Annotated in this window: 17 protein-coding genes; 16 read left to right on the top strand and 1 reads right to left on the bottom strand. The window is 54.1% G+C overall.

The genetic code is table 11. The features are described from left to right. The first annotated feature begins 62 nt into the window (after positions 1-62). The 5 genes from NST43_RS19675 to NST43_RS19655 all read left to right on the top strand — a co-directional run bounded on the left by NST43_RS19675 (position 63) and on the right by NST43_RS19655 (position 3,909). Positions 63-1,271 carry a D-alanyl-D-alanine carboxypeptidase family protein gene (locus NST43_RS19675; protein ID WP_339218844.1) on the top strand — a complete coding sequence of 403 codons (1,209 nt, stop codon included), beginning with the start codon at positions 63-65 and terminating at the stop codon, positions 1,269-1,271. A gap of 171 nt (positions 1,272-1,442) precedes the next feature. Further along, positions 1,443-1,796 carry an anti-sigma F factor antagonist gene (gene spoIIAA / locus NST43_RS19670; protein ID WP_036727462.1) on the top strand — a complete coding sequence of 118 codons (354 nt, stop codon included), beginning with the start codon at positions 1,443-1,445 and terminating at the stop codon, positions 1,794-1,796. Further along, on the top strand, positions 1,793-2,248 hold the full coding sequence (gene spoIIAB / locus NST43_RS19665; RefSeq protein ID WP_339218841.1) for an anti-sigma F factor: 456 nt from the start codon (positions 1,793-1,795) through the stop codon (positions 2,246-2,248). The genes spoIIAA and spoIIAB overlap by 4 nt, the downstream gene beginning before the upstream one ends. An 11-nt stretch (positions 2,249-2,259) precedes the next feature. After that, positions 2,260-3,015: an RNA polymerase sporulation sigma factor SigF gene (gene sigF / locus NST43_RS19660; protein ID WP_209984211.1), complete on the top strand. Its 756-nt coding sequence runs from the start codon at positions 2,260-2,262 to the stop codon at positions 3,013-3,015. A gap of 354 nt (positions 3,016-3,369) precedes the next feature. Next, the gene (locus NST43_RS19655; protein ID WP_339218840.1) at positions 3,370-3,909 is read left to right on the top strand and encodes an RNA 2'-phosphotransferase; all 540 of its coding nucleotides are present in this window, start codon (positions 3,370-3,372) and stop codon (positions 3,907-3,909) included. 106 nt (positions 3,910-4,015) lie between these two features. Here the strand turns inward: NST43_RS19655 and NST43_RS19650 are convergent, their stop codons facing one another. Next, positions 4,016-6,187: a YDG domain-containing protein gene (locus NST43_RS19650; RefSeq protein ID WP_339218838.1), complete on the bottom strand. Its 2,172-nt coding sequence runs from the start codon at positions 6,185-6,187 to the stop codon at positions 4,016-4,018. 255 nt (positions 6,188-6,442) lie between these two features. Between NST43_RS19650 and NST43_RS19645 the strand changes: the two genes are divergently transcribed. The 11 genes from NST43_RS19645 to NST43_RS19595 all read left to right on the top strand — a co-directional run bounded on the left by NST43_RS19645 (position 6,443) and on the right by NST43_RS19595 (position 18,399). Then, positions 6,443-8,038, top strand: a complete 1,596-nt coding sequence (locus tag NST43_RS19645; protein ID WP_339218837.1) for a sigma-70 family RNA polymerase sigma factor — start codon at positions 6,443-6,445, stop codon at positions 8,036-8,038. Positions 8,039-8,203: 165 nt separating this feature from the next. Further along, the gene (locus NST43_RS19640) at positions 8,204-8,932 is read left to right on the top strand and encodes a metallophosphoesterase family protein (protein ID WP_339218836.1); all 729 of its coding nucleotides are present in this window, start codon (positions 8,204-8,206) and stop codon (positions 8,930-8,932) included. Between the two features lie 85 nt (positions 8,933-9,017). Further along, complete coding sequence (locus NST43_RS19635; protein WP_339218835.1) at positions 9,018-9,626, top strand: TetR/AcrR family transcriptional regulator C-terminal domain-containing protein; 609 nt, start codon at positions 9,018-9,020, stop codon at positions 9,624-9,626. 130 nt (positions 9,627-9,756) lie between these two features. Then, positions 9,757-11,451 carry an oleate hydratase gene (locus NST43_RS19630; protein WP_209984194.1) on the top strand — a complete coding sequence of 565 codons (1,695 nt, stop codon included), beginning with the start codon at positions 9,757-9,759 and terminating at the stop codon, positions 11,449-11,451. Between the two features lie 73 nt (positions 11,452-11,524). Then, a complete protein-coding gene (locus NST43_RS19625; protein ID WP_209984191.1) occupies positions 11,525-11,746 on the top strand; it encodes a hypothetical protein in 222 nt (73 codons plus the stop codon). Positions 11,747-11,846: 100 nt separating this feature from the next. After that, the gene (locus tag NST43_RS19620) at positions 11,847-12,158 is read left to right on the top strand and encodes a hypothetical protein (RefSeq protein ID WP_209984188.1); all 312 of its coding nucleotides are present in this window, start codon (positions 11,847-11,849) and stop codon (positions 12,156-12,158) included. 172 nt (positions 12,159-12,330) lie between these two features. Next, positions 12,331-13,389 carry an iron ABC transporter permease gene (locus tag NST43_RS19615; protein WP_209984187.1) on the top strand — a complete coding sequence of 353 codons (1,059 nt, stop codon included), beginning with the start codon at positions 12,331-12,333 and terminating at the stop codon, positions 13,387-13,389. Positions 13,390-13,391: 2 nt separating this feature from the next. Continuing rightward, positions 13,392-14,426, top strand: a complete 1,035-nt coding sequence (locus NST43_RS19610; RefSeq protein WP_209984184.1) for an iron ABC transporter permease — start codon at positions 13,392-13,394, stop codon at positions 14,424-14,426. A 27-nt stretch (positions 14,427-14,453) separates the two neighbouring features. After that, the gene (locus NST43_RS19605; RefSeq protein ID WP_339218832.1) at positions 14,454-15,494 is read left to right on the top strand and encodes an NAD(P)/FAD-dependent oxidoreductase; all 1,041 of its coding nucleotides are present in this window, start codon (positions 14,454-14,456) and stop codon (positions 15,492-15,494) included. Between the two features lie 177 nt (positions 15,495-15,671). Continuing rightward, a complete protein-coding gene (locus NST43_RS19600; protein WP_209984178.1) occupies positions 15,672-17,204 on the top strand; it encodes a spore germination protein in 1,533 nt (510 codons plus the stop codon). After that, entirely contained in the window at positions 17,194-18,399 is a 1,206-nt protein-coding gene (locus tag NST43_RS19595; RefSeq protein WP_209985099.1) for a Ger(x)C family spore germination protein, read from the top strand. Before NST43_RS19600 ends, NST43_RS19595 begins: the two co-directional genes overlap by 11 nt. The last annotated feature ends 6 nt before the right edge of the window (positions 18,400-18,405 follow it).

The raw sequence follows: 18,405 nt of genomic DNA, 5'->3' as shown, positions 1-18,405 counted from the left end.
TTCTGACGAAACTGGAACACAGTACCTGTGAAATGAAGGTTAAGTTCAGGAGGGGAACCATTGTGAGGAAAATTCGTTATGTTACGCTTATGCTGTGTATTGCTGTATCGGTTCTGGGAGGCGCTACAGGAGCCTGGGCCGAGGAAAAAGCCAAAGGTACCGCAAATTCCGGCAATGCCGGAGGGGCGGCTGCGGAGCTGGCGCCGGGGGCGCGTTCTGCCATTCTCATGGATGCCAGCACGGGCACGGTCATCTACGAGAAGAACAGCCATGATAAACTTCCGCCGGCCAGTATTACCAAGATTATGACCATGCTGCTGACGGTGGAGGCGCTGGACGAGGGCAAACTGCAGCTGACCGACAAGGTGCGGACCAGCGAGTATGCGGCATCGATGGGCGGTTCGCAGATTTTTCTGGAGCCGGGTGAGGAAATGACGGTGGACGATATGCTGAAGGGCATCGCGATGGCCTCCGGCAATGATGCTTCCGTAGCCATGGCGGAGAAAATCGCCGGCTCGGAGAGCGCCTTCGTCGATCTGATGAACCAGAAGGCGCAGGACCTGGGCCTGAAGGATACTCATTTCGCCAACTGTAACGGCTTGCCGGCTGCGAATCATTATTCCTCTGCGCATGACATTGCCGTCATTAGCCGGGAGCTGCTGAAGCATGAGCAGATTATCAAATACACCGGCTCTTATCAGGATTACCTGCGCAAGGATTCCACCAAGCCGTTCTGGCTGGTCAACACCAACAAGCTTGTGCGGTTCTACACGGGGGCTGACGGGCTGAAGACGGGATATACGTCCGAAGCGAAGTTCTGCTTGTCCGCGACAGCGGCCAGAGACGGCCTGCGCGCTGTAGCGGTGGTGCTGGGCGAGCCGAACACCAAGACCCGCAACAGCGAGGTCTCGGCGATGTTCGATTACCTCTTTTCCCAATATAAATTGCATACGATTCACAAGGAAGGCGACACCATCGGCACGGTAAGGATTGAGAAGGGCGTGAAGTCGCAGCTGCCGCTGGTGGCGAAGGAAGACTATAGTGTGCTGCTCCGCAAAGGCGTGACCCAGGAGGGTATCCGCCATGAGGTGGTGCTGAATGAGCAGGTGAAGGCTCCGGTGGCCGAAGGCCAGACGGTCGGCAAGCTGGTAGTCTACCAGGGAACCGGTATTCTGAAGGAATATGAGCTGAAGGCAGGAGAGAGTATCGCCAAGGCAGGCTGGTGGAAGCTGTTCAAGCGGGCAACGGGTGCTATGTTTACGAATGATTAATTTCTTGTATTTTGTAGATTGATCGCGTGCTTCGTGTAAGTTCTTAGGGGTTTTCTTCTAGTTTTGTCGTGAGGCAGGAATCCTCAATTGCGGTGTAGAAACCTTGTCCTTGTAGGGGAAAGAAATTGTTACAGGGCGGTTGTCCAAGCAACGAAGAGGAGAGTGGCAAGTATGAATTCTCATGTGGAGATGGAGCATCACCGGGGTGTGCTGATTGTCCGGTTGTCCGGGGAACTGGATCATCACGCAGCCGATTATGTACGTATGGATATGGATGAAGCGATTATGCGGGGTCAGGTGGAGCATCTGATCCTCAGCCTGAAGGAGCTGCAGTTCATGGACAGCTCGGGCCTCGGAGTCATTCTGGGAAGGTACAAGCTGATCCGCAGCAAAGGCGGCAAGATGGCAGTCTGCGATGCCACAGCGCCCGTGAAGCGCCTGCTGGAAATGTCAGGCCTGTTCAAAATCATGCCCCTATATGACGACGAGAGCGCCGCACTCTCGGATTTGGAGGTTGCGTTATGACTAGTAGCGAAGCTCGTAACTTCATGAGTGTCCAGTTTGCCGCGCTGTCGGAAAATGAATCGTTTGCGCGTGTCGTGGTAGCCGCCTTTGTCTCCCGGCTCGACCCGACGATGGAGGAGCTGAATGACCTGAAGACGGTAGTCTCGGAGGCCGTCACCAACTGTATTATCCACGGGTACGACAGCGATTCCACAGGCATTGTCAGCATATCCGCTTCGCTCGACAATGAGACCGTGCATCTGACGATTGAGGATAAGGGCCGGGGCATTGAGGATCTGGAGCTGGCCCAGCAGCCGCTATATACCTCGAAGCCGGAGCTGGAGCGGTCGGGTATGGGCTTCACCATTATGGAGAATTTCATGGATCATTTCGAGGTAACCAGTGAACCGGGACGCGGAACCTCAATCTCCATGAAGAAAACCATCGTCTCGAAAAAAGCTTTATACAATTAGGGGTTGGAGCCATGGAAGCAGAGTCGAAAAAAGCTCCGCCGACCTATTTGGACGATGCGGAGGTCAAACGTCTAATCGCGCTCAGTCAAGCCGGGGACCATACGGCCCGCGACACGCTGGTCAACTGCAATATCCGTCTCGTCTGGTCGGTGGTGCAGCGGTTTATGAACCGCGGGTATGAACCGGATGATTTGTTCCAGATCGGCTGTATCGGGCTGCTGAAGTCCGTTGATAAATTCGACCTCAGCTATGAGGTCAAGTTCTCCACCTATGCGGTGCCGATGATTATCGGCGAGATTCAGCGGTTCCTCCGCGATGACGGTACGCTCAAGGTCAGCCGCTCGCTGAAGGAAATGGCCAACAAGGTGCGTAAGATGAAGGATGAGATGTCCAAAACGCTCGACCGCCTCCCGACCATCGGTGAAGTGGCCGAAGCGCTGGGCGTCACACCCGAAGAAATCGTCTTCGCCCAGGAGGCCAACAAGCCGCCGACTTCGATCCACGAGACCGTCTTCGAGAACGATGGCGATCCGATCACGCTGATCGACCAGATCGCCGACGAGTCGCAGGAGCGCTGGTTCGACAAGCTGGCCTTGAACGAGGCCATCGGTGCTCTAACCGAGCGCGAGCGTCTGATCGTGTATCTGCGTTATTACCGCGATCAGACCCAGTCCGAAGTCGCCAGCCGCCTCGGCATCTCGCAGGTGCAGGTGTCGCGGCTGGAGAAGAAGATCCTCGCGAACATCCGCGAGCAGATTGCGCAGTAAGGGTGGAAGTTACAGCGCGTCTCGGCTGATACTGCCGCAGCTCAGTAAGTTCGATACAGCAGTCGGGTTAACTGTAGTGCTTAGCGAGGTTAAGTATGTGATGTACAGTGACGGGTGCAAGGCGGGCCGCCCCCTAGAGGGGCGGCTTTTTGCGTCTTTTCGGCTCCTAATCAAGCGGAATCCGGTTACATAGCGGCTTCTGAGTAAGCGTGCTTCGCCATATCCGCCTTATAAGCTGCCCTTGCTCATGGTTATGCCGGAAGCTCCCCATATGCTAAACTAGGCTAAACTCGTAACAATCGATGATTGGGACAACTAACAACAATGCCAAGTGAATATGGAGGGCTAAAGCCAATGGATTATGCAAAGCTCAGCAAAGAGGTCTCCTACGCCCTGCGTCACGCACCGTGGGAATATGAACTGGAGTTGGATGAACAAGGATGGGTGGATATTGAACAACTGCTCCACTCGCTGCATCAGGACAAGAAGTGGGAATCGGTTGGTGCAGAGGATCTGGACAAGATGATCGCAGCATCGGATAAGGAGCGGCATGAGCTTGCGGAGGGCAGAATAAGGGCGTTGTATGGTCACTCTGTCCCGCAAAAAATAATCAAGCAAAATGAAACTCCGCCCCCCATTCTGTACCACGGTACAGCCAGGCAATGGGTGGAGACGATTCTGCATGAAGGCCTGAAACCGATGAAGAGGCAGTATGTTCATTTCTCGGTGGATACGGATACAGCCAAGCTGGTGGGAGGACGCAAGGACTCAAGCCCTGTGATTTTAACCATCGATGCCGGGCGGGCCGCACAGGAAGGAATCATGTTCTACCACGGAAATCATAATATTTGGCTCGCGGACTATATTCCGCCCGAATTCATTACTGACTTGTAGCCTACGCTAACCAGCGACAGCCAACCATAACAAAAAGCGCCCCAACCAGCCAGTTCGCGGCTTGCGGGACGCTTTTATCTTTTACCATGTGTTCACAGATCTCTGCCTAAGGCGCTACAATCGCACCTGTTGAGATCATGTAATTACCGGGTGCCAAGTAGTTGCCGGCATCTTCGCCGGATAAGGTGTAGACCACAGTGATGAGTTTGCCGCTGCCGACAGCAGCATCGTTGTAAGCTGCTGTTGCACTGACTGTGACATCATCGCCAGGAATGACTCCGATCAGGGTACCTGGAGTGATCTGGGCCGATGTATTTCCATCGTAGGTCTTGGATTCTGTGATTACTGGTGCTGTAATGTCGAGCTGCAAGGCAGTAATAATACCTGTGTTAATGGTATAGCTGACAGGTGGAGAATAGTTACCTGCATCTGCTCCTGTTAAGGTGTAGGAGATGGTGATGATTTTGTTCACTCCCGCGTTAGGAGTGTCGTAGGTCCCGGCGGCATGCACGGTTACATCATCCCCGTCGATATCACCGGTTACAGCACCGACAATCACTGCCGCTGCGGTAGTTCCGTCATAGACTCTGGAGCGTGTGATCTGATCCCGGTCAATTTCCCCGTTAGTGACAATGTAGCTCGCAGGTGCTATATAATTGCCTGCATCTGCTCCGCTAAGTGTATAGACTACAGTTATGGTCTTGTTCGTCCCAATGGATGATGTGTCATAGTTGGCAACGGCGCTCACAGTGACATTTTCCCCGGGAACTACCCCAATAAGCTGTCCTGGAGTCACCGCTGCTGCCGTGGTTCCGTCCTTGAACTTCGCCAAGGTCAAATTCGGAGCTTCGATGGTTAATGGATGGAGTGCGATGCTGCCCGTATTCACGATATAGGGAGCGGGTGCAAGATAGCTGGCTGCTTGTGCTCCGCTTATTGAATAGGTAACGGTTATCGTCTTGTTAACCCCAAGCGCCGCGCTGCTGTAGGAAGCAGAGGCCTGCACTTCAACATCGTCACCGCTAAGCACACCGGTCAGCGAATTTGCGGTTACTGCTGCTGAGGCAGTGCCGTCATAGGTTTTGGACTCCGTCAAGGAGGCGGGAAGCCCTATAGTCAGCTCAATCGCTTTAACCTCAATCGTGCTGGAAGGGGCCGAGATATTGCCGGAGCCATCTACAGCATACACAACATAATGACCGGCGGGCAGACCCTGCGTATTCAGCGGGGAATAGACGGAGGCGGTTACCGCCAGCTTTTTACCCAGAGCAGCATGAATGGAAGCTTCCAGATCCGTTGTAGTTCCGACAACTGTGGAAGGGACCAGATACAAATAACCCGCTTCGTTGCTTGTTCCGTATACATTATCTCCTACAGTAACCGCTCCAAGGGTCACACTGGTAAGTAGAGGGGCTGACGTATCACCCGGATCAGGAGTAGGTGCTGGTGTAGGAACTGGTGAAGGTTCTGGTGTAGGTGTAACTTCAGGTGTTGGTGTCGTTACTGGTGTAGCTGTAGGCGTAGACGTTGGATCGGCAGGGACAAAGGTGCTTCGAACAGGGGTAGGTGTAGCAGTTGGTGTGACGGTTGGTCTAACTGTCGGTGAAGTGGTTGCTGAAGGTGTGCCTCCACCATTCCCAGGAGTAATAGCCGGAGCCTCCTCAATAACTTTGGTGCGTGTTAAGGACACTACGGCTTCCGCGCGGGTAATATCCCTGCCAGGTCTGAAGCTGTTATCTTCGGAGTAACCCTTCATGACTCCTGCCGCAGCCACGGCGTTGACAGAATCCAGTGCCCAGGCGGCAATATCCTTGGAATCGCTGAAAAGAGCACCGGTCTTAGCGGCATCCAGCTTCAACAACCGGTTGATGATTACTGCGGCTTCCTGTCTGCTGATCGTCTTGCCGGTACCGATGGTACCATCTGAATATCCGCTGATATATCCGGCTTTTACCGCTTTGGCAACCTCGGTGTACGCCCAGTTGCTTGCAGAGAGATCCTTATAGGCCACAGGTGCCGTCTCGGTGAATCCGAAGGCACGGTTGATGAGCGCCATGAATTCTGATCTTTTCAGACTGTTGTCCGGTTTGAAGCTGCCGTCGGCGTATCCCTGAATGAAGCCTTTTTCAACCCAATCTGTAACCTCGCCCTGTGCCCAGTGGCCTGTGATGCCTGTTAACGAAGGTGCCGAAGCACCGAGAGCAGTTCCCAGCGGAGTGAATAGTGTGGTTGCTATCATGAGTGTGGAAAGAAGAAGCTTGCCGGGTCTATGGTTCAATGTAACGCCTCCTGATAGTTTGTATTGGCTAAATGAAATAATATTAACACATATTATTAAAAATTAATTTAAATAAATTTAGTTTTTGAAAATTTAATTTTTCAAAATATAAACCTAACACTGGTCAATTAATTTAGGCTGTGAAACGGGTGGATTCGTTCTGATCTGGAGCCTTATTTGTAACCTTTTTCGCCCTGCATGGCACTTAGTAATGTAACGTGATAAACACTTACAGAAATGAGGTTCGGTAGACGGATGCAACAGTGGATTGAACAAGCGCAGAAGGGTGACGCCGAAGCCTTCCGGGAGCTTAGCGGGCATGTGCGGGGGATGGCTTACGTAGTGGCCTACGATATGCTCAGCGATGTGCAGCTTGCGGAAGACGCGGTGCAGGAAGCCTTGCTGGAGGCGTATATGAATCTTGGCAGCCTTCAGGAGCCGGCCGCGTTCCCGGGATGGTTCAAAACGATCGTGGTCAGACAATGCCACCGGCTGCTGCGGCGTAAGACAGAGACAATTCTGCCTCTGGAGGCAGCGGAGCAGGTTGCCGGATCATCCCCCGGCGCAGCGGAGATTGTTGAATACCGGGAATGGACACAGGTGCTGCACAGGTCAGTGGCGGAATTGTCCGCCAAGCTGCGGGTACCGCTGCAATTGTTCTACTTTTACGGGTATTCGCTTCAGGAGATTTCCGTGTATCTGGGTCTTCCCGTCGCTACGCTGAAGAAAAGGCTGTATGACGGCAGACGAAAGCTGAAGGGCGCTTTACCTGTTGCCGATCTGGCTGCTGCATTTCATCTATTACATGAAGGGGGAGCACGTATGCTGCATATTGTGAATGGTGACACGGTGGGAGATAAGTTGAAGCAGGGAATTGTCCAGGGGGAGGTGCTGGTGTGGAGAGAAATCTATTCGGCGGGGCCGATATTCATAGATCCGGCGGCACAGCAGAATCGGCTGCTGCGGGCTGAGGTGCTACAGGCCACGATGGGCATTCCGGCAGCTGAATATCTGGCGGGCTGTGCGGAGCAGGAGCGGAGGATTAGCGGATTCCGCCAGTATGATGAGGTGGTGCTGTGGTTCGAGCATGATCTGTTCGACCAGAGTATGCTGGCCTATCTATTACACTGGTTCAATGGGCAAAAGCCGGGCAACACCAAGCTGAGCCTGCTCTGCATCGGAGAATTCCCCGGGATTGAGCTGTTCCATGGTCTGGGACAGCTGACGGAAGCTCAGCTTAGCACCCTAGCGGGAACCTGGCGGAATATTGGCCGCAAGGAGCTGCAGCTTGGGAGCCTGCTGTGGGAGGCCTACGCCGCTGCCGATCCCCGCGAGCTGGCGGATCTGCTTGTGGCGAAGAGGGAGGAGCTTGCGGGGGGCGCGCTTAGTTATGCCTATGATGCCTTCAAGGCCCATCTCTCCCGCCTGCCTTCCGTAGAGAATGGACTCGGTATTGTCGAACAAACCACCCTCCAAGCTGTGGCTAATGGTATGGATACGCCGCTTAAGCTGTTCCGCCAGGTTACGGATGAGCTGCACCGGCTTGGCATGGGCGATACGGAATACTGGAAGGTCCTGCGCACAATTACGGCCGGGAAGCAGCCTCTGCTTGAGATTGAGGGTGCGTCAGAACTAACAGATTACAGGGAAGTACCGGAATTCCTGCACCGCAGCGTTACGCTGACTGCATGGGGAGAGCAGGTGTTGGCCGGAGCAGCCGACCGGTTACAGCTGCAAAGTATCGATGAATGGTACGGCGGCCTGCATCTGGTGGGGCATGATGCCCTCTGGCGCTGGGACCGCGCTGCGGAACAGCCAGTACAGCATCCGTCATCCGCGCGGAAGGAATAGAAAGTAACCGGGAGGGAGGTTCCCTGCTAAGCTGAACGCTTAGCGGGTGAACCTCTTTTTTGGTTTTTAGGAAATCGTGTGTCTTATGCCTTATGAAGTGCGCCTTATGCTTATATAGTATAATAGTTTCATCTGAAGAAGGAGGGGAGCGGCATCAGAACATTAGTGATCAGTGACATTCACGGCTGTATAGAGGAATTCAACCTGCTGCTCCGCCGGGCGGAGTATGACCCCTCCGGGGATCAATTGATCCTGCTGGGCGATTATGTGGACAGAGGGCCGGACAGTAGGGCGGTCGTGGAACAGGTGAAGCGGCTTGCTGAATCAGATGGCGTTATTGTGCTGCGGGGGAACCATGATCAGATGGCCTGCGATGCGCTGGCGGGAGAGGATGATAAGCGGGATACCCACTGGATTACGAATGGGGGATTCCATACCCTGCTGAGCTATTGCGGAGGCCGGGATTCGGTGCTGCTGCACCCGGATTCAGGCTGGAGGGATTATACGGAGATGAAGCGGTTCATGCGTACGGAGTATAAGGAGCATCTGGATTTTCTGGGTTCGCTGCCCTACTACTATGAGACGGAGACCCATCTGTTCGTTCATGCGGGCATTGATCCTTCCCTTGCCGACTGGCGGACCCAGCGGGAGTATGATTTTATCTGGATTCGGGAGCCTTTCTACAATCATCCTGTTACTTCTACGGAGAAGACGGTCGTCTTCGGCCATACCTCTACGGTAGATATGCAGGACGGCGCAGGAGTCTGGTTCAGTCCGCTGGGCGATAAAATAGGCATCGACGGCGGCTGCGTGTACGGGGAGCAGCTGAACTGCCTGGAGATTAGCGAAGCAGGATATAAGACCTATGCGGTCCGGCTCGGCGAGCGGGAGTAACGAGAGCTGCGGAGCAGGCAGGGTGAAAACAAACTCGCAATTGGTTATAATTGGAATATTAAATCCGAATGTTCAGGAGGAAGAGATGTCCAATTCCCTTTTAACGAAGAACGCGTTAGCCCGGTCCCTGAAGAAGCTTATGCTCACAAGGCCGCTGAATAAAATAACGATCCAACAGCTCACGGCGGATTGCGGGGTGACCCGCCATACGTTTTATAATCATTTTCAGGATATCTATGAGCTGCTCGGCTGGATCTACAAGTCAGAAGTGATTGAAGGACTGGACCAATACTGCTGTTGGGCGGGCTGGAAGCAAGGGTTCCTAAGCGTCCTGCGCTACACCGTAAATAACAAAACCATCTGTCTGAATACCTTCCATTCGCTGGGACGCGAGCATCTGGAAGAGTTCCTGTACGGGGTGATTTACCGCGTCATGATCAGCGTAGTGGAGGAGCTGGACGGGCAGGCGTGGCCCGGACAGGAGCAGATTCCAGAGCCTGTGAGAATGCAGGCCAGACTGGATATAGCCGATTTCTACACGCTGGGCATCCTTGAACAGGTGATCCACTGGCTCAAAGCAGGGGCGAATACAGATCCGGCCGGGGTAGTGGACAAAGTATCGCGGATTATGGACGGATGCATTGCCCGTGGGCTTGAGCATTATCAGACTGCGGTTCATCCGGTGAATTCATGACACAATGTCCGGCGGATGTGTAATCCCTAGACAGTAGCGCCCGGCTGTCCATAGAATCCCTGATTCACGGCGGGTATAGTGAAGGCAGTTAGCAGGCACTTATCCCCTGATCATGGAAGGAAGAGGACACATGGGTATATATCAAAGAATTCATCCGCAGGTACAGGAAGGCATCGCTTCACGCAAGGCTTATCTCGTTGGAGGAGGAATCGGCTCCCTGTCGGCGGCGGCATTCCTGATCCGCGACGGGCATATGCCCGGCCGGAATATTCATATTCTGGAGCAATCGGCTGTATACGGCGGTTCCATGGATGGGGCGGGCAATGCCAAGGACGGTTACAGCGCCCGGGGCGGACGCGAGATTGAAGAGCACTTCGAGTGCTTCATGGAGCTGTTCGGCTTCATCCCTTCCCTGACCAATCCGGACCGGACAGTGCTGGATGAATTCCGGGAGCTGAATCTGGCTGAACCGATTGAATCGCATTGCCGTCTGGTGGAAAAGCAAGGCACCCCCGCCGACTTCTCCTCGCTTGGACTCTCAACCGCACATGCGCTGCAATTAGGCAAGCTGACGCTGGCTACCGAAGAGAGACTGGGCGCGGTGACGATTGAGCAGTTTTTTGACCCGAGCTTCCTGGAGACGAATTTCTGGTATTTCTGGCGCTCCATGTTCGCCTTCGAGAATTGGCATAGCGTAGTGGAGGTGAAGCGTTATATGGAGCGGTTCATGCACCTGATCTCCGGGATGAACCAGCTGAAAGGAATTTTGCACACCGAATACAACCAGTTCGACTCGCTGATCCTGCCGCTGATGAAGTGGCTGGAGCGTGAGGGCGTTCATTTTGACAAAGGGCATCAGGTCACGGATCTGGAGCTTAGCATCAATGGTGAGGAGAAAGTTGTAACCGCGATTCAGGTGCAGGTGAACGGCTCCCCGAAGACAATTCCGGTGACACGCGGGGATCTGATCATGGTCACGAACGGCTCAATGACAGAGAATTCTACTGTGGGCGATCTGAACCATCCGGCTGTGCTGAACCGGTCTGTTACAGAACGCGGCTGCTGGAGCCTGTGGGGTAAGCTTGCTGCTAAATCCCCGGATTTCGGCCGTCCCGAGGTGTTCTGCGGGGATATCGACAAGTCCAAATGGTTGTCGTTCACGATGACTTTTACCGATGATGAGATTGTATTCCCTTATCTGCTGGAGCTGACGGGAGATGCTCCCGGCATGGGCGGCGTGGTGACGATCAAAGACTCCAGCTGGATGATGTCCTGGACCGCACCGAAGCAGCCTCATTTCATCAACCAGCCGGACAACGTGAAGGTGCTGTGGGCGTATGGCCTGTTCCCGGATGCCGAAGGTGACTATATCAAGAAAAAAATGAGCGACTGCACCGGACGCGAGCTGCTGGAGGAACTGTGCTACCATATGGGCCTTGCGGACCGCATTCCCGAGATTCTGGAGCATACCACTAATGTCATCCCTTGTATGATGCCTTATATCACTGCGCAGTTCATGCCGCGCGTTCTTGGTGACCGTCCGCAGGTCGTGCCGCAGGGCAGTGTGAATCTGGCCTTCCTCGGCCAGTTCGCCGAAGTGCCGGACGACTGCGTGTTCACCGTGGAATATTCGGTCCGCTCCGCAATGATGGCCGTCTACAATCTGCTGGCGCTGGACAAAGAGGTGATTCCCGTCCATCCGAGCAAATATGATGTACGGGTGCTGCTGACCGCGCTCCGCACCTGCCTGGGCAACAAGCCGCTGCCGCTGGATAAGACGCTCGGGGAGCTGCTGGCGGGAACAGTACTCTCTAAATTAATCTAAATGACAGCGTTCGACAACATTCATCCGCAGATTATGATAGATTGAGACTAAAAATTTCTGCGGAGGAACCCTGATGAAGAGAATTTTGAGCCGGATCGCACTTGCACTGCTGCTTATGACCTTTGCAGCCATTGTATTGTGCTTCTATTTCAACCAGTTTATCTATGCCTATGGTCTAATTGTAGTACTGCTGTTGATCTTTGGTGCCATGGGCCAGCTCTATAAGCTGAAGAATGATGAATATATGTACTCCAAGCTGAACAGGAGAGACGAATACGAGGATTACACGAGGTAGAGGTAGCTGATCCCGCAGCCCAGGCATGCCAGGGGTCCGGCAGACATAGGATGGTAGTAAGCAAGCACTTAACCATTCAGTCACTGCAGGAGGCGATCGTGTGAACGAGAGACTGGCAGCTGTTACTCTGCGGATTGATGCTATTGCTACAGATATCCTTGTACCGCTGCGCCGCAAGACCCTTAACGAAGCGGCTCTGCTTCAGCTGTATGAGGCGCTGGATGAGACCTATGCCCTGCTGGAGCATGAGCGGCAGATTGACCGGGAGCTTGCAGCCATTCTCTTCCTGCTCTATTCACAGCTGGTAACCCAATCCAATTATGTGTATGACAAAAGCCTCTTCGTGCCGCATATCGGCAAGCTGCAAGGGTATATCCGCAAAATATTCGGCGGTACGCTTCAGAATGTGTAGCACTCATCTAACAGCCAACTTAACAGCCTATGCTCCAGATTCATCTCTAACAGGATGGAATGGGGAGCATAGGCTGTTGTTATTTATTTTTGTCCATTGCCAAACCTTGGCCTGTTCCTTTACAATATGATAATGATAATGAGAATCAATTTCAAAGAAACAGGTGACATTCATGAATCATCAGGCAGTGTCCGGGAGCGGGCTGGATCAAAAGGCAAAACCACTGAAGCTGCGGTCCCGTCCCTGGACGGCAACATTAATTCTTATCGGCGGTCTGATTGCGCTGGCGCTTGGCATAGCTATATCCGTATCGTTTGGGGCAGCAGATATTAAGCTGTCTGTCGTCTGGACCGCAGTCTTTCATTTCAATCCCGATATTACCGAGCATCAGATCATCCGCGAGCTTAGGCTGCCGCGTGTGCTCGGCGGCGTAATGGTGGGGGCCAGCCTCGCTGTGGCTGGAGCCGTTATGCAGGGGATGACCCGTAATCCGCTCGCGGATTCGGGACTGATGGGCATTAACTCTGGAGCAGGCTTTGCGCTGGCCGTCTGCTTTGCCTTTTTTCCGGGATTACCGTTCATGTATCTCATTCTCTATTCCTTCGTTGGTGCCGGAGCCGGAGCGGGAATTGTCTACGGTGTAGGCTCGCTGGCGAAGGGCGGGCTAACCCCGGCCAGGCTGGTATTGGCAGGTGCTGCCCTCAGTGCGCTGCTATCGGCTTTAAGTGAAGGCATCGCCCTGTATTTCCGGATCGGACAAGATCTTGCCTTCTGGTATGCCGGCGGCTTGGCCGGAACGAAGTGGCTCCAGCTTCAGATTATGGCCCCTTGGGTGATCGCGGCTCTCCTCGGAGCCATTGTGCTGTCCCGTTCGATTACGATGCTCAGCCTGGGTGAGGATATTGCACGGGGGCTTGGGCAACGTACGGGGCTGGTGAAATTGGCCGGTACTCTAGTTGTTCTGATTCTGGCCGGAGCCTCGGTAGCTGTAGTGGGAGCCGTAGGGTTCGTCGGCCTGATTATCCCCCATCTGACGCGCTATCTGGTCGGCGTGGATTACAGATGGATCATTCCCTGTTCTGCGGTGCTGGGTGCGCTGCTGGTAGTCGGGGGCGATCTGACGGCCCGGATGATCAACCCGCCGCATGAAACGCCGGTGGGTGCGATTATAGCGTTGATTGGGGTACCGTTCTTCCTGTATCTGGCCCGAAAAGAAAGAAGGGAGCTGTAAAGATGCAGAGCCATAAGATAATTTCTACAGAAGATACAAGGCGTAAGCACGGCCTGAAGGTGATTGGCGTGCTGGCCGTTCTGATTGTGATGATGTTCATTATAAGTGTGAATACAGGATACATAAGGCTTACTCCACTTGAGCTGCTCAATACGCTGGTCGGCAAGGGGACGGAGAAGCAGGAGCTGATTCTGTTCCAGTTCCGCCTGCCGCGAATTGTCATCTCTCTCTTGATCGGGACTGCACTTGCCGTATCCGGCGCGGTGATGCAGGGGGTCTTCCGCAATGATCTGGCCGATCCGGGCATTCTCGGCATTAATGCCGGGGCCGGGCTGATGGTCATGCTGCTGATCTCTTTCTATCCGACGACCTCGGCGGCACCGGTCTATCTGCTGCCTGTTGTTGCTTTTGCCGGGGCGGCCTGCACTGCCGCTCTGATCTATAGCCTCGCCTACAAGCGGCATCAGGGCATTGCGCCGATCCGGCTGCTGCTTACCGGGGTCGCAGTGGCGGCAGGCATGAGCGCGGCGATGATCGTGCTGACGCTTCGCCTTGACCCGGACAAGTATCAATTCGTCGCTACGTGGCTGGCCGGCAGCATCTGGGGCACAAGCTGGAAGTTTGTCTTGTCCCTGCTGCCCTGGATTGTGATTCTCCTGCCTTATGTCTTCTACAAGGCACGGGTGATGAATGTACTTAATCTGGGCGAGCAGACGGCGACCGGACTCGGCGCCCATGTTAGCAAAGAGCAGTTCCGCCTGCTGGCAGCGGCGGTCGGCCTTGCGGCATCGAGCGTAGCGGTCAGCGGCGGCATCGGCTTCGTCGGGCTGGTCGGCCCGCATCTGGCACGGCGGCTGGTCGGACCGAAGCATCAGCTGATGCTGCCCGCCTCGGCGCTGATCGGCGCGCTGCTTGTCATTGCGGCAGATACGATCGGGCGGTGGATTCTGCAGCCGTCCGAGATTCCTACCGGCATTGTGGTAGCTGTAATCGGCGCTCCATACTTTCTGTATCTTCTGGCCCGTACCAAATCTTAAATACAACCAGACCTTGGAGGGATATCAATGAACGAATCAATGGAATTATACGATGTGACGATTATTGGCGGGGGTCCCGCAGGCATGTATACAGCGTTCTATAGCGGAATGAGGGATCTGAAGACCAAGCTGATTGAAGCGAAGGATGAGCTGGGCGGCAGAATGCTAATCTATCCTGAGAAGATGATCTGGGATGTCGGAGGAGTAACACCTATTCTCTGCCGCCAGTTAATTGATCAGCTGGCAGAGCAGGCGCGTACCTTCGATCCTACCATCGTTTTCGGACAGCAGATTGTTCATCAGGCCCGCCAGGAGGACGGAACGTATATTCTGACCTCGGCAACAGGCGAGCAGCACTGGACCCGTACCGTCATTCTCACCATCGGATATGGTATTCTGCAGATGGCGAAGCTGGAGATTGAAGGCGCGGACCGTTACGAGGTGACGAACCTGCACTACACGGTACAGGAGCTGGAGCCCTTCCGCGGCAAGCGGGTATTGATCTCGGGCGGCGGCGATTCCGCAGTAGACTGGGCGAATGAGCTGGAGGGAATTGCTGCGAGTGTAACCGTGGTGCACCGCCGGGAGCAGTTCGGCGGGCATGAGAAGAATATTGCCCGGATGAAAGCTTCCTCCGTGGATGTGCGCGTGCCTTGTGCGGTAAGCCAACTGCACAGCAGTGACGGCGAGCAGATCGATCAGGTGACCGTCTGCCATATTCAGACCGGGGAGCATGAGCAGCTTGCAGTCGATGCCGTCATTGTCAACCACGGGCTGAGAAGCGACTTCGGTCCGCTCAAGGACTGGGGGCTGGACATGGGAGAATGGTGTGCGAACGTCAGCGGGAAGCTGGAGACCAATCTGCCCGGCGTCTTCGCGGCCGGAGACTTCGTGGACTATGAGAGTAAGGTAAGACTCATTGCCGGCACGTTCACCGATGCGGTGCTTGCCCTGAACAGCGCGAAGCTGTATATGGACCCTACGGCCGAGAAGGTGGCCTACGTGTCCTCGCATAATGACCGGTTCAAGGAGAAGAACAAGGCGCTTGGCGTAGTAGATAACCACTAGCATCCCCCTAAGAGATAACGCCCGGTGTACCGGCGCTATACCATAAGCTGTATCTGCACAAGCTGTCCCTTACACGGTGATACCATACAGGGGACGGCTTTTTCCTTTTCTCATACATTCCATAAGCTGTATAAAAAAAGGATAGCGGGCGAATAGTAAGAGCCAGGAGGTGCGGATATGGAGAATATAAATTCACCGGTCTCCCCTAAGCTGGAAGACAACATCAGTACCATTCAAGCAAGACTCGGGAACAGTCCCGATCTGGTCATACGCACCTATGAATTAATTAATAGAACAGCCCGTGTGGCTGCAATCTATATCGCCGGCATTACCGACAGAGTGATGGTCGATGACTACATCTCGCATGTGATGTCCTTTCAAGCTCTGAATGACCGTGCGCGGCTTGCGGTAACCCCGGAGGAAGTCTACAGCTATATTAAAGAGAATGCCCTTAGCATCGGCAAGGAGAAGCTGGTTAAGGATATCAACGGGCTGCTTGAAGCGCTGCTGTCGGGAGACACGGTTATTCTGGTTAACGGAGTGAAGGGGGGCGTCAGTGGAAGCACCTGCGGCGGGGAGTCCCGGGCGGTTACTGAGGCGGGTACCCAGATCGCCATTCGCGGCTCCAAAGAAAGCTTCACGGAGACCATCAGCACGAATATTGCCCTGGTCCGCAAAATCATCAAGAACCCGGACCTCTGGACCGAAACGATGAAGCTGGGCGATGTCACCCACACTGATATTACGATTATGTATATCCGCGGCATTGCGGACGAAGAGACGATTCGGGCATTCAAGGATAAGCTTCAGGAGATTAAGGTCGATATGATTCTGGAGTCGGGATATATTGAACAGCTTGTGGAGGACAATAAATATTCCCCGTTCCCCACGATATTCAATACAGAGCGCCCGGATAGTGTGGCGGGCAATCTGCTGGATGGACGGATTGCTATCTTCGTGGACGGTACCCCGTTTGTGCTGATTGCCCCAACCACCTTCTTCATGTTCTTTCATACCGTAGAGGATTATTATCAGCGGTATGATATCTCCTCGCTGATCCGGATGCTCCGCTTTGTGTGCCTGGTCATTTCGATGTATGGTCCGGCGATCTTCGTCGCTGCGCTGAACTTCCATCAGGAGATGATTCCGACTCCGCTGCTGATCAATCTGGCATCACAGCGGGAGGGGGTGCCGTTCCCTGCCTTTGTAGAAGCGGTCATGATGGAGATTACCTTCGAGATTATCCGCGAAGCTGGGGTCCGTATGCCTTCACCCATCGGCCAGACCGTATCGATCATCGGCGGTCTGGTGCTGGGGACGGCGGCTGTTCAGGCGGGGATCGTCTCTCCGGCCATGGTTATCGTGGTCTCGCTCACAGGGATATCAAGCTTTGCCACACCGGCCTTCAACATGGCGCTCTCCATCCGCATGCTGCGGTTTATCATGATGGCAATCGCTGCATTTATGGGTCTGTATGGCATCGCCATATTCACCATTATGCTGATTGCCCATCTGTGCAGCCTGCGCTCGCTCGGTGTTCCTTACATGACTCCCATCGGTCCCTTTGTTCCGGGGAATCTGAAGGATACCTTCATCCGTTCCCCTAAGAGCTTCATGAAGCTCAGAAAACGTCTGGTCCACAACGGTGGGAGCTCGGCATCCGCTTCCGCAGGCAAAGGGGCCTCCACGGGTGAATCCAATGAACGGTAAGGGCCTGCTGCGCCTGATCGCCATAGCGGTGCTGGTCCTGCCGCTTGGCGGCTGCTGGAACAGCCGGGAATTGAATGAGCTGGCTATTGTTAGCGGTATAGGGATGGATCTCGTTCCGGAGACAGATGAATATCGGGTCACCTTTCAATTGGTCAATCCGTCTTCAACATCGACAAGTAACTCTCCCGGAAGCGGTAAGCCTGCTATAGTGGTGGTGTCGGCCACCGACAAAACGATGTTCGGCGCGTTGCGGCGGGCGTCGAAGCATGTGACCCGTCAGCTTTTTTTTGCCCACACCCAGCTAATTGTACTAGGGGAGCCCCTGGCGCGGGACGGTATTAACGATATCTTCGACATCTTCGAGCGGTCCCATGAGCTTCGGCTCAATTCAGAAGTACTGGTAGCCCGTGGCAGCGATGCCGCCTCTGTCCTGAAGCTCCTGACCCCTGTAGAGAGCCTCCCGGCTCTGGGGCTGGTCAAAAAAGCGCAGAATACCTCCAGCGTCTGGGGAGAGAACAGGCCCATCAGCGTATTCAATGTCATACAAGGCATTACTGGGGAAGGTGATCTGACGATCAATGCGGTGAAGATCAAGGGAGATGCTGAGGAGGGGAAGAAGAAAAGCAATCTGGAGGGGTCTGAGACCCTGACGGAAACGATGATGAACGGGCTTGGAGTATTCAGAAAGGGGAAGCTGCTCTATTGGATGAAGGACTCAGAAGCACGGGGAACCGAGTGGCTGCTTAACGAGATAGAAGAAACCGTGCTCAATATTGATTCGGATGATAAAAAAGAGGCTATAGCCGTCAATATTATCTATTCGAGAACGGAGTTGAATACCACGATTGAGAACGGAATTCCGGTGTTTCATGTGACGATTGCCGAGGAGGGGAGCATCAATGAAACGGAGAGCTTCGTGGACCTCAGCAAGCGGGAAGAAATCATGAAGCTTGAACAGGAGCTGGAGAAGCAGACGAGGCTGGAAGTCATGCAGGCTTTTCAGAAGGGACAGCAGCTGGAGAGTGATATCTTCAATTTCGGCAATGAGCTGAAGCGCACGAATCCGCAGGAATGGGCGGCGATGGACAGGGACTGGGGCCGGATCTTCGCACAGGGCAAGCTGGACCTTAAAGTCAAGGCTTACATCCGCAGTACCGGCATGAGTCTGAAACCCTATATTCCCAAAGGTAAATAATCGGCT

This window comes from Paenibacillus sp. FSL H8-0332, assembly GCF_037963835.1.
GTDB lineage: Bacteria > Bacillota > Bacilli > Paenibacillales > Paenibacillaceae > Paenibacillus_AQ > Paenibacillus_AQ rhizoplanae.
The sequence above is the reverse complement of the archived record's forward strand: the minus strand, read 5'-3'. Positions and strand labels throughout refer to the sequence as shown.

Excerpts from the sequence above, each read along its gene's own strand:
- NST43_RS19600 (WP_209984178.1), top strand. The coding sequence starts at position 15,672 with ATGGAGAATATAAATTCACCGGTCTCCCCTAAGCTGGAAGACAACATC.
- sigF (WP_209984211.1), top strand. The coding sequence starts at position 2,260 with ATGGAAGCAGAGTCGAAAAAAGCTCCGCCGACCTATTTGGACGATGCG.
- spoIIAB (WP_339218841.1), top strand. The coding sequence starts at position 1,793 with ATGACTAGTAGCGAAGCTCGTAACTTCATGAGTGTCCAGTTTGCCGCG.
- NST43_RS19595 (WP_209985099.1), top strand. The coding sequence starts at position 17,194 with ATGAACGGTAAGGGCCTGCTGCGCCTGATCGCCATAGCGGTGCTGGTC.
- NST43_RS19610 (WP_209984184.1), top strand. The coding sequence starts at position 13,392 with ATGCAGAGCCATAAGATAATTTCTACAGAAGATACAAGGCGTAAGCAC.
- NST43_RS19605 (WP_339218832.1), top strand. The coding sequence starts at position 14,454 with ATGAACGAATCAATGGAATTATACGATGTGACGATTATTGGCGGGGGT.
- NST43_RS19635 (WP_339218835.1), top strand. The coding sequence starts at position 9,018 with ATGTCCAATTCCCTTTTAACGAAGAACGCGTTAGCCCGGTCCCTGAAG.
- NST43_RS19630 (WP_209984194.1), top strand. The coding sequence starts at position 9,757 with ATGGGTATATATCAAAGAATTCATCCGCAGGTACAGGAAGGCATCGCT.
- spoIIAA (WP_036727462.1), top strand. The coding sequence starts at position 1,443 with ATGAATTCTCATGTGGAGATGGAGCATCACCGGGGTGTGCTGATTGTC.
- NST43_RS19615 (WP_209984187.1), top strand. The coding sequence starts at position 12,331 with ATGAATCATCAGGCAGTGTCCGGGAGCGGGCTGGATCAAAAGGCAAAA.
- NST43_RS19625 (WP_209984191.1), top strand. The coding sequence starts at position 11,525 with ATGAAGAGAATTTTGAGCCGGATCGCACTTGCACTGCTGCTTATGACC.
- NST43_RS19645 (WP_339218837.1), top strand. The coding sequence starts at position 6,443 with ATGCAACAGTGGATTGAACAAGCGCAGAAGGGTGACGCCGAAGCCTTC.
- NST43_RS19655 (WP_339218840.1), top strand. The coding sequence starts at position 3,370 with ATGGATTATGCAAAGCTCAGCAAAGAGGTCTCCTACGCCCTGCGTCAC.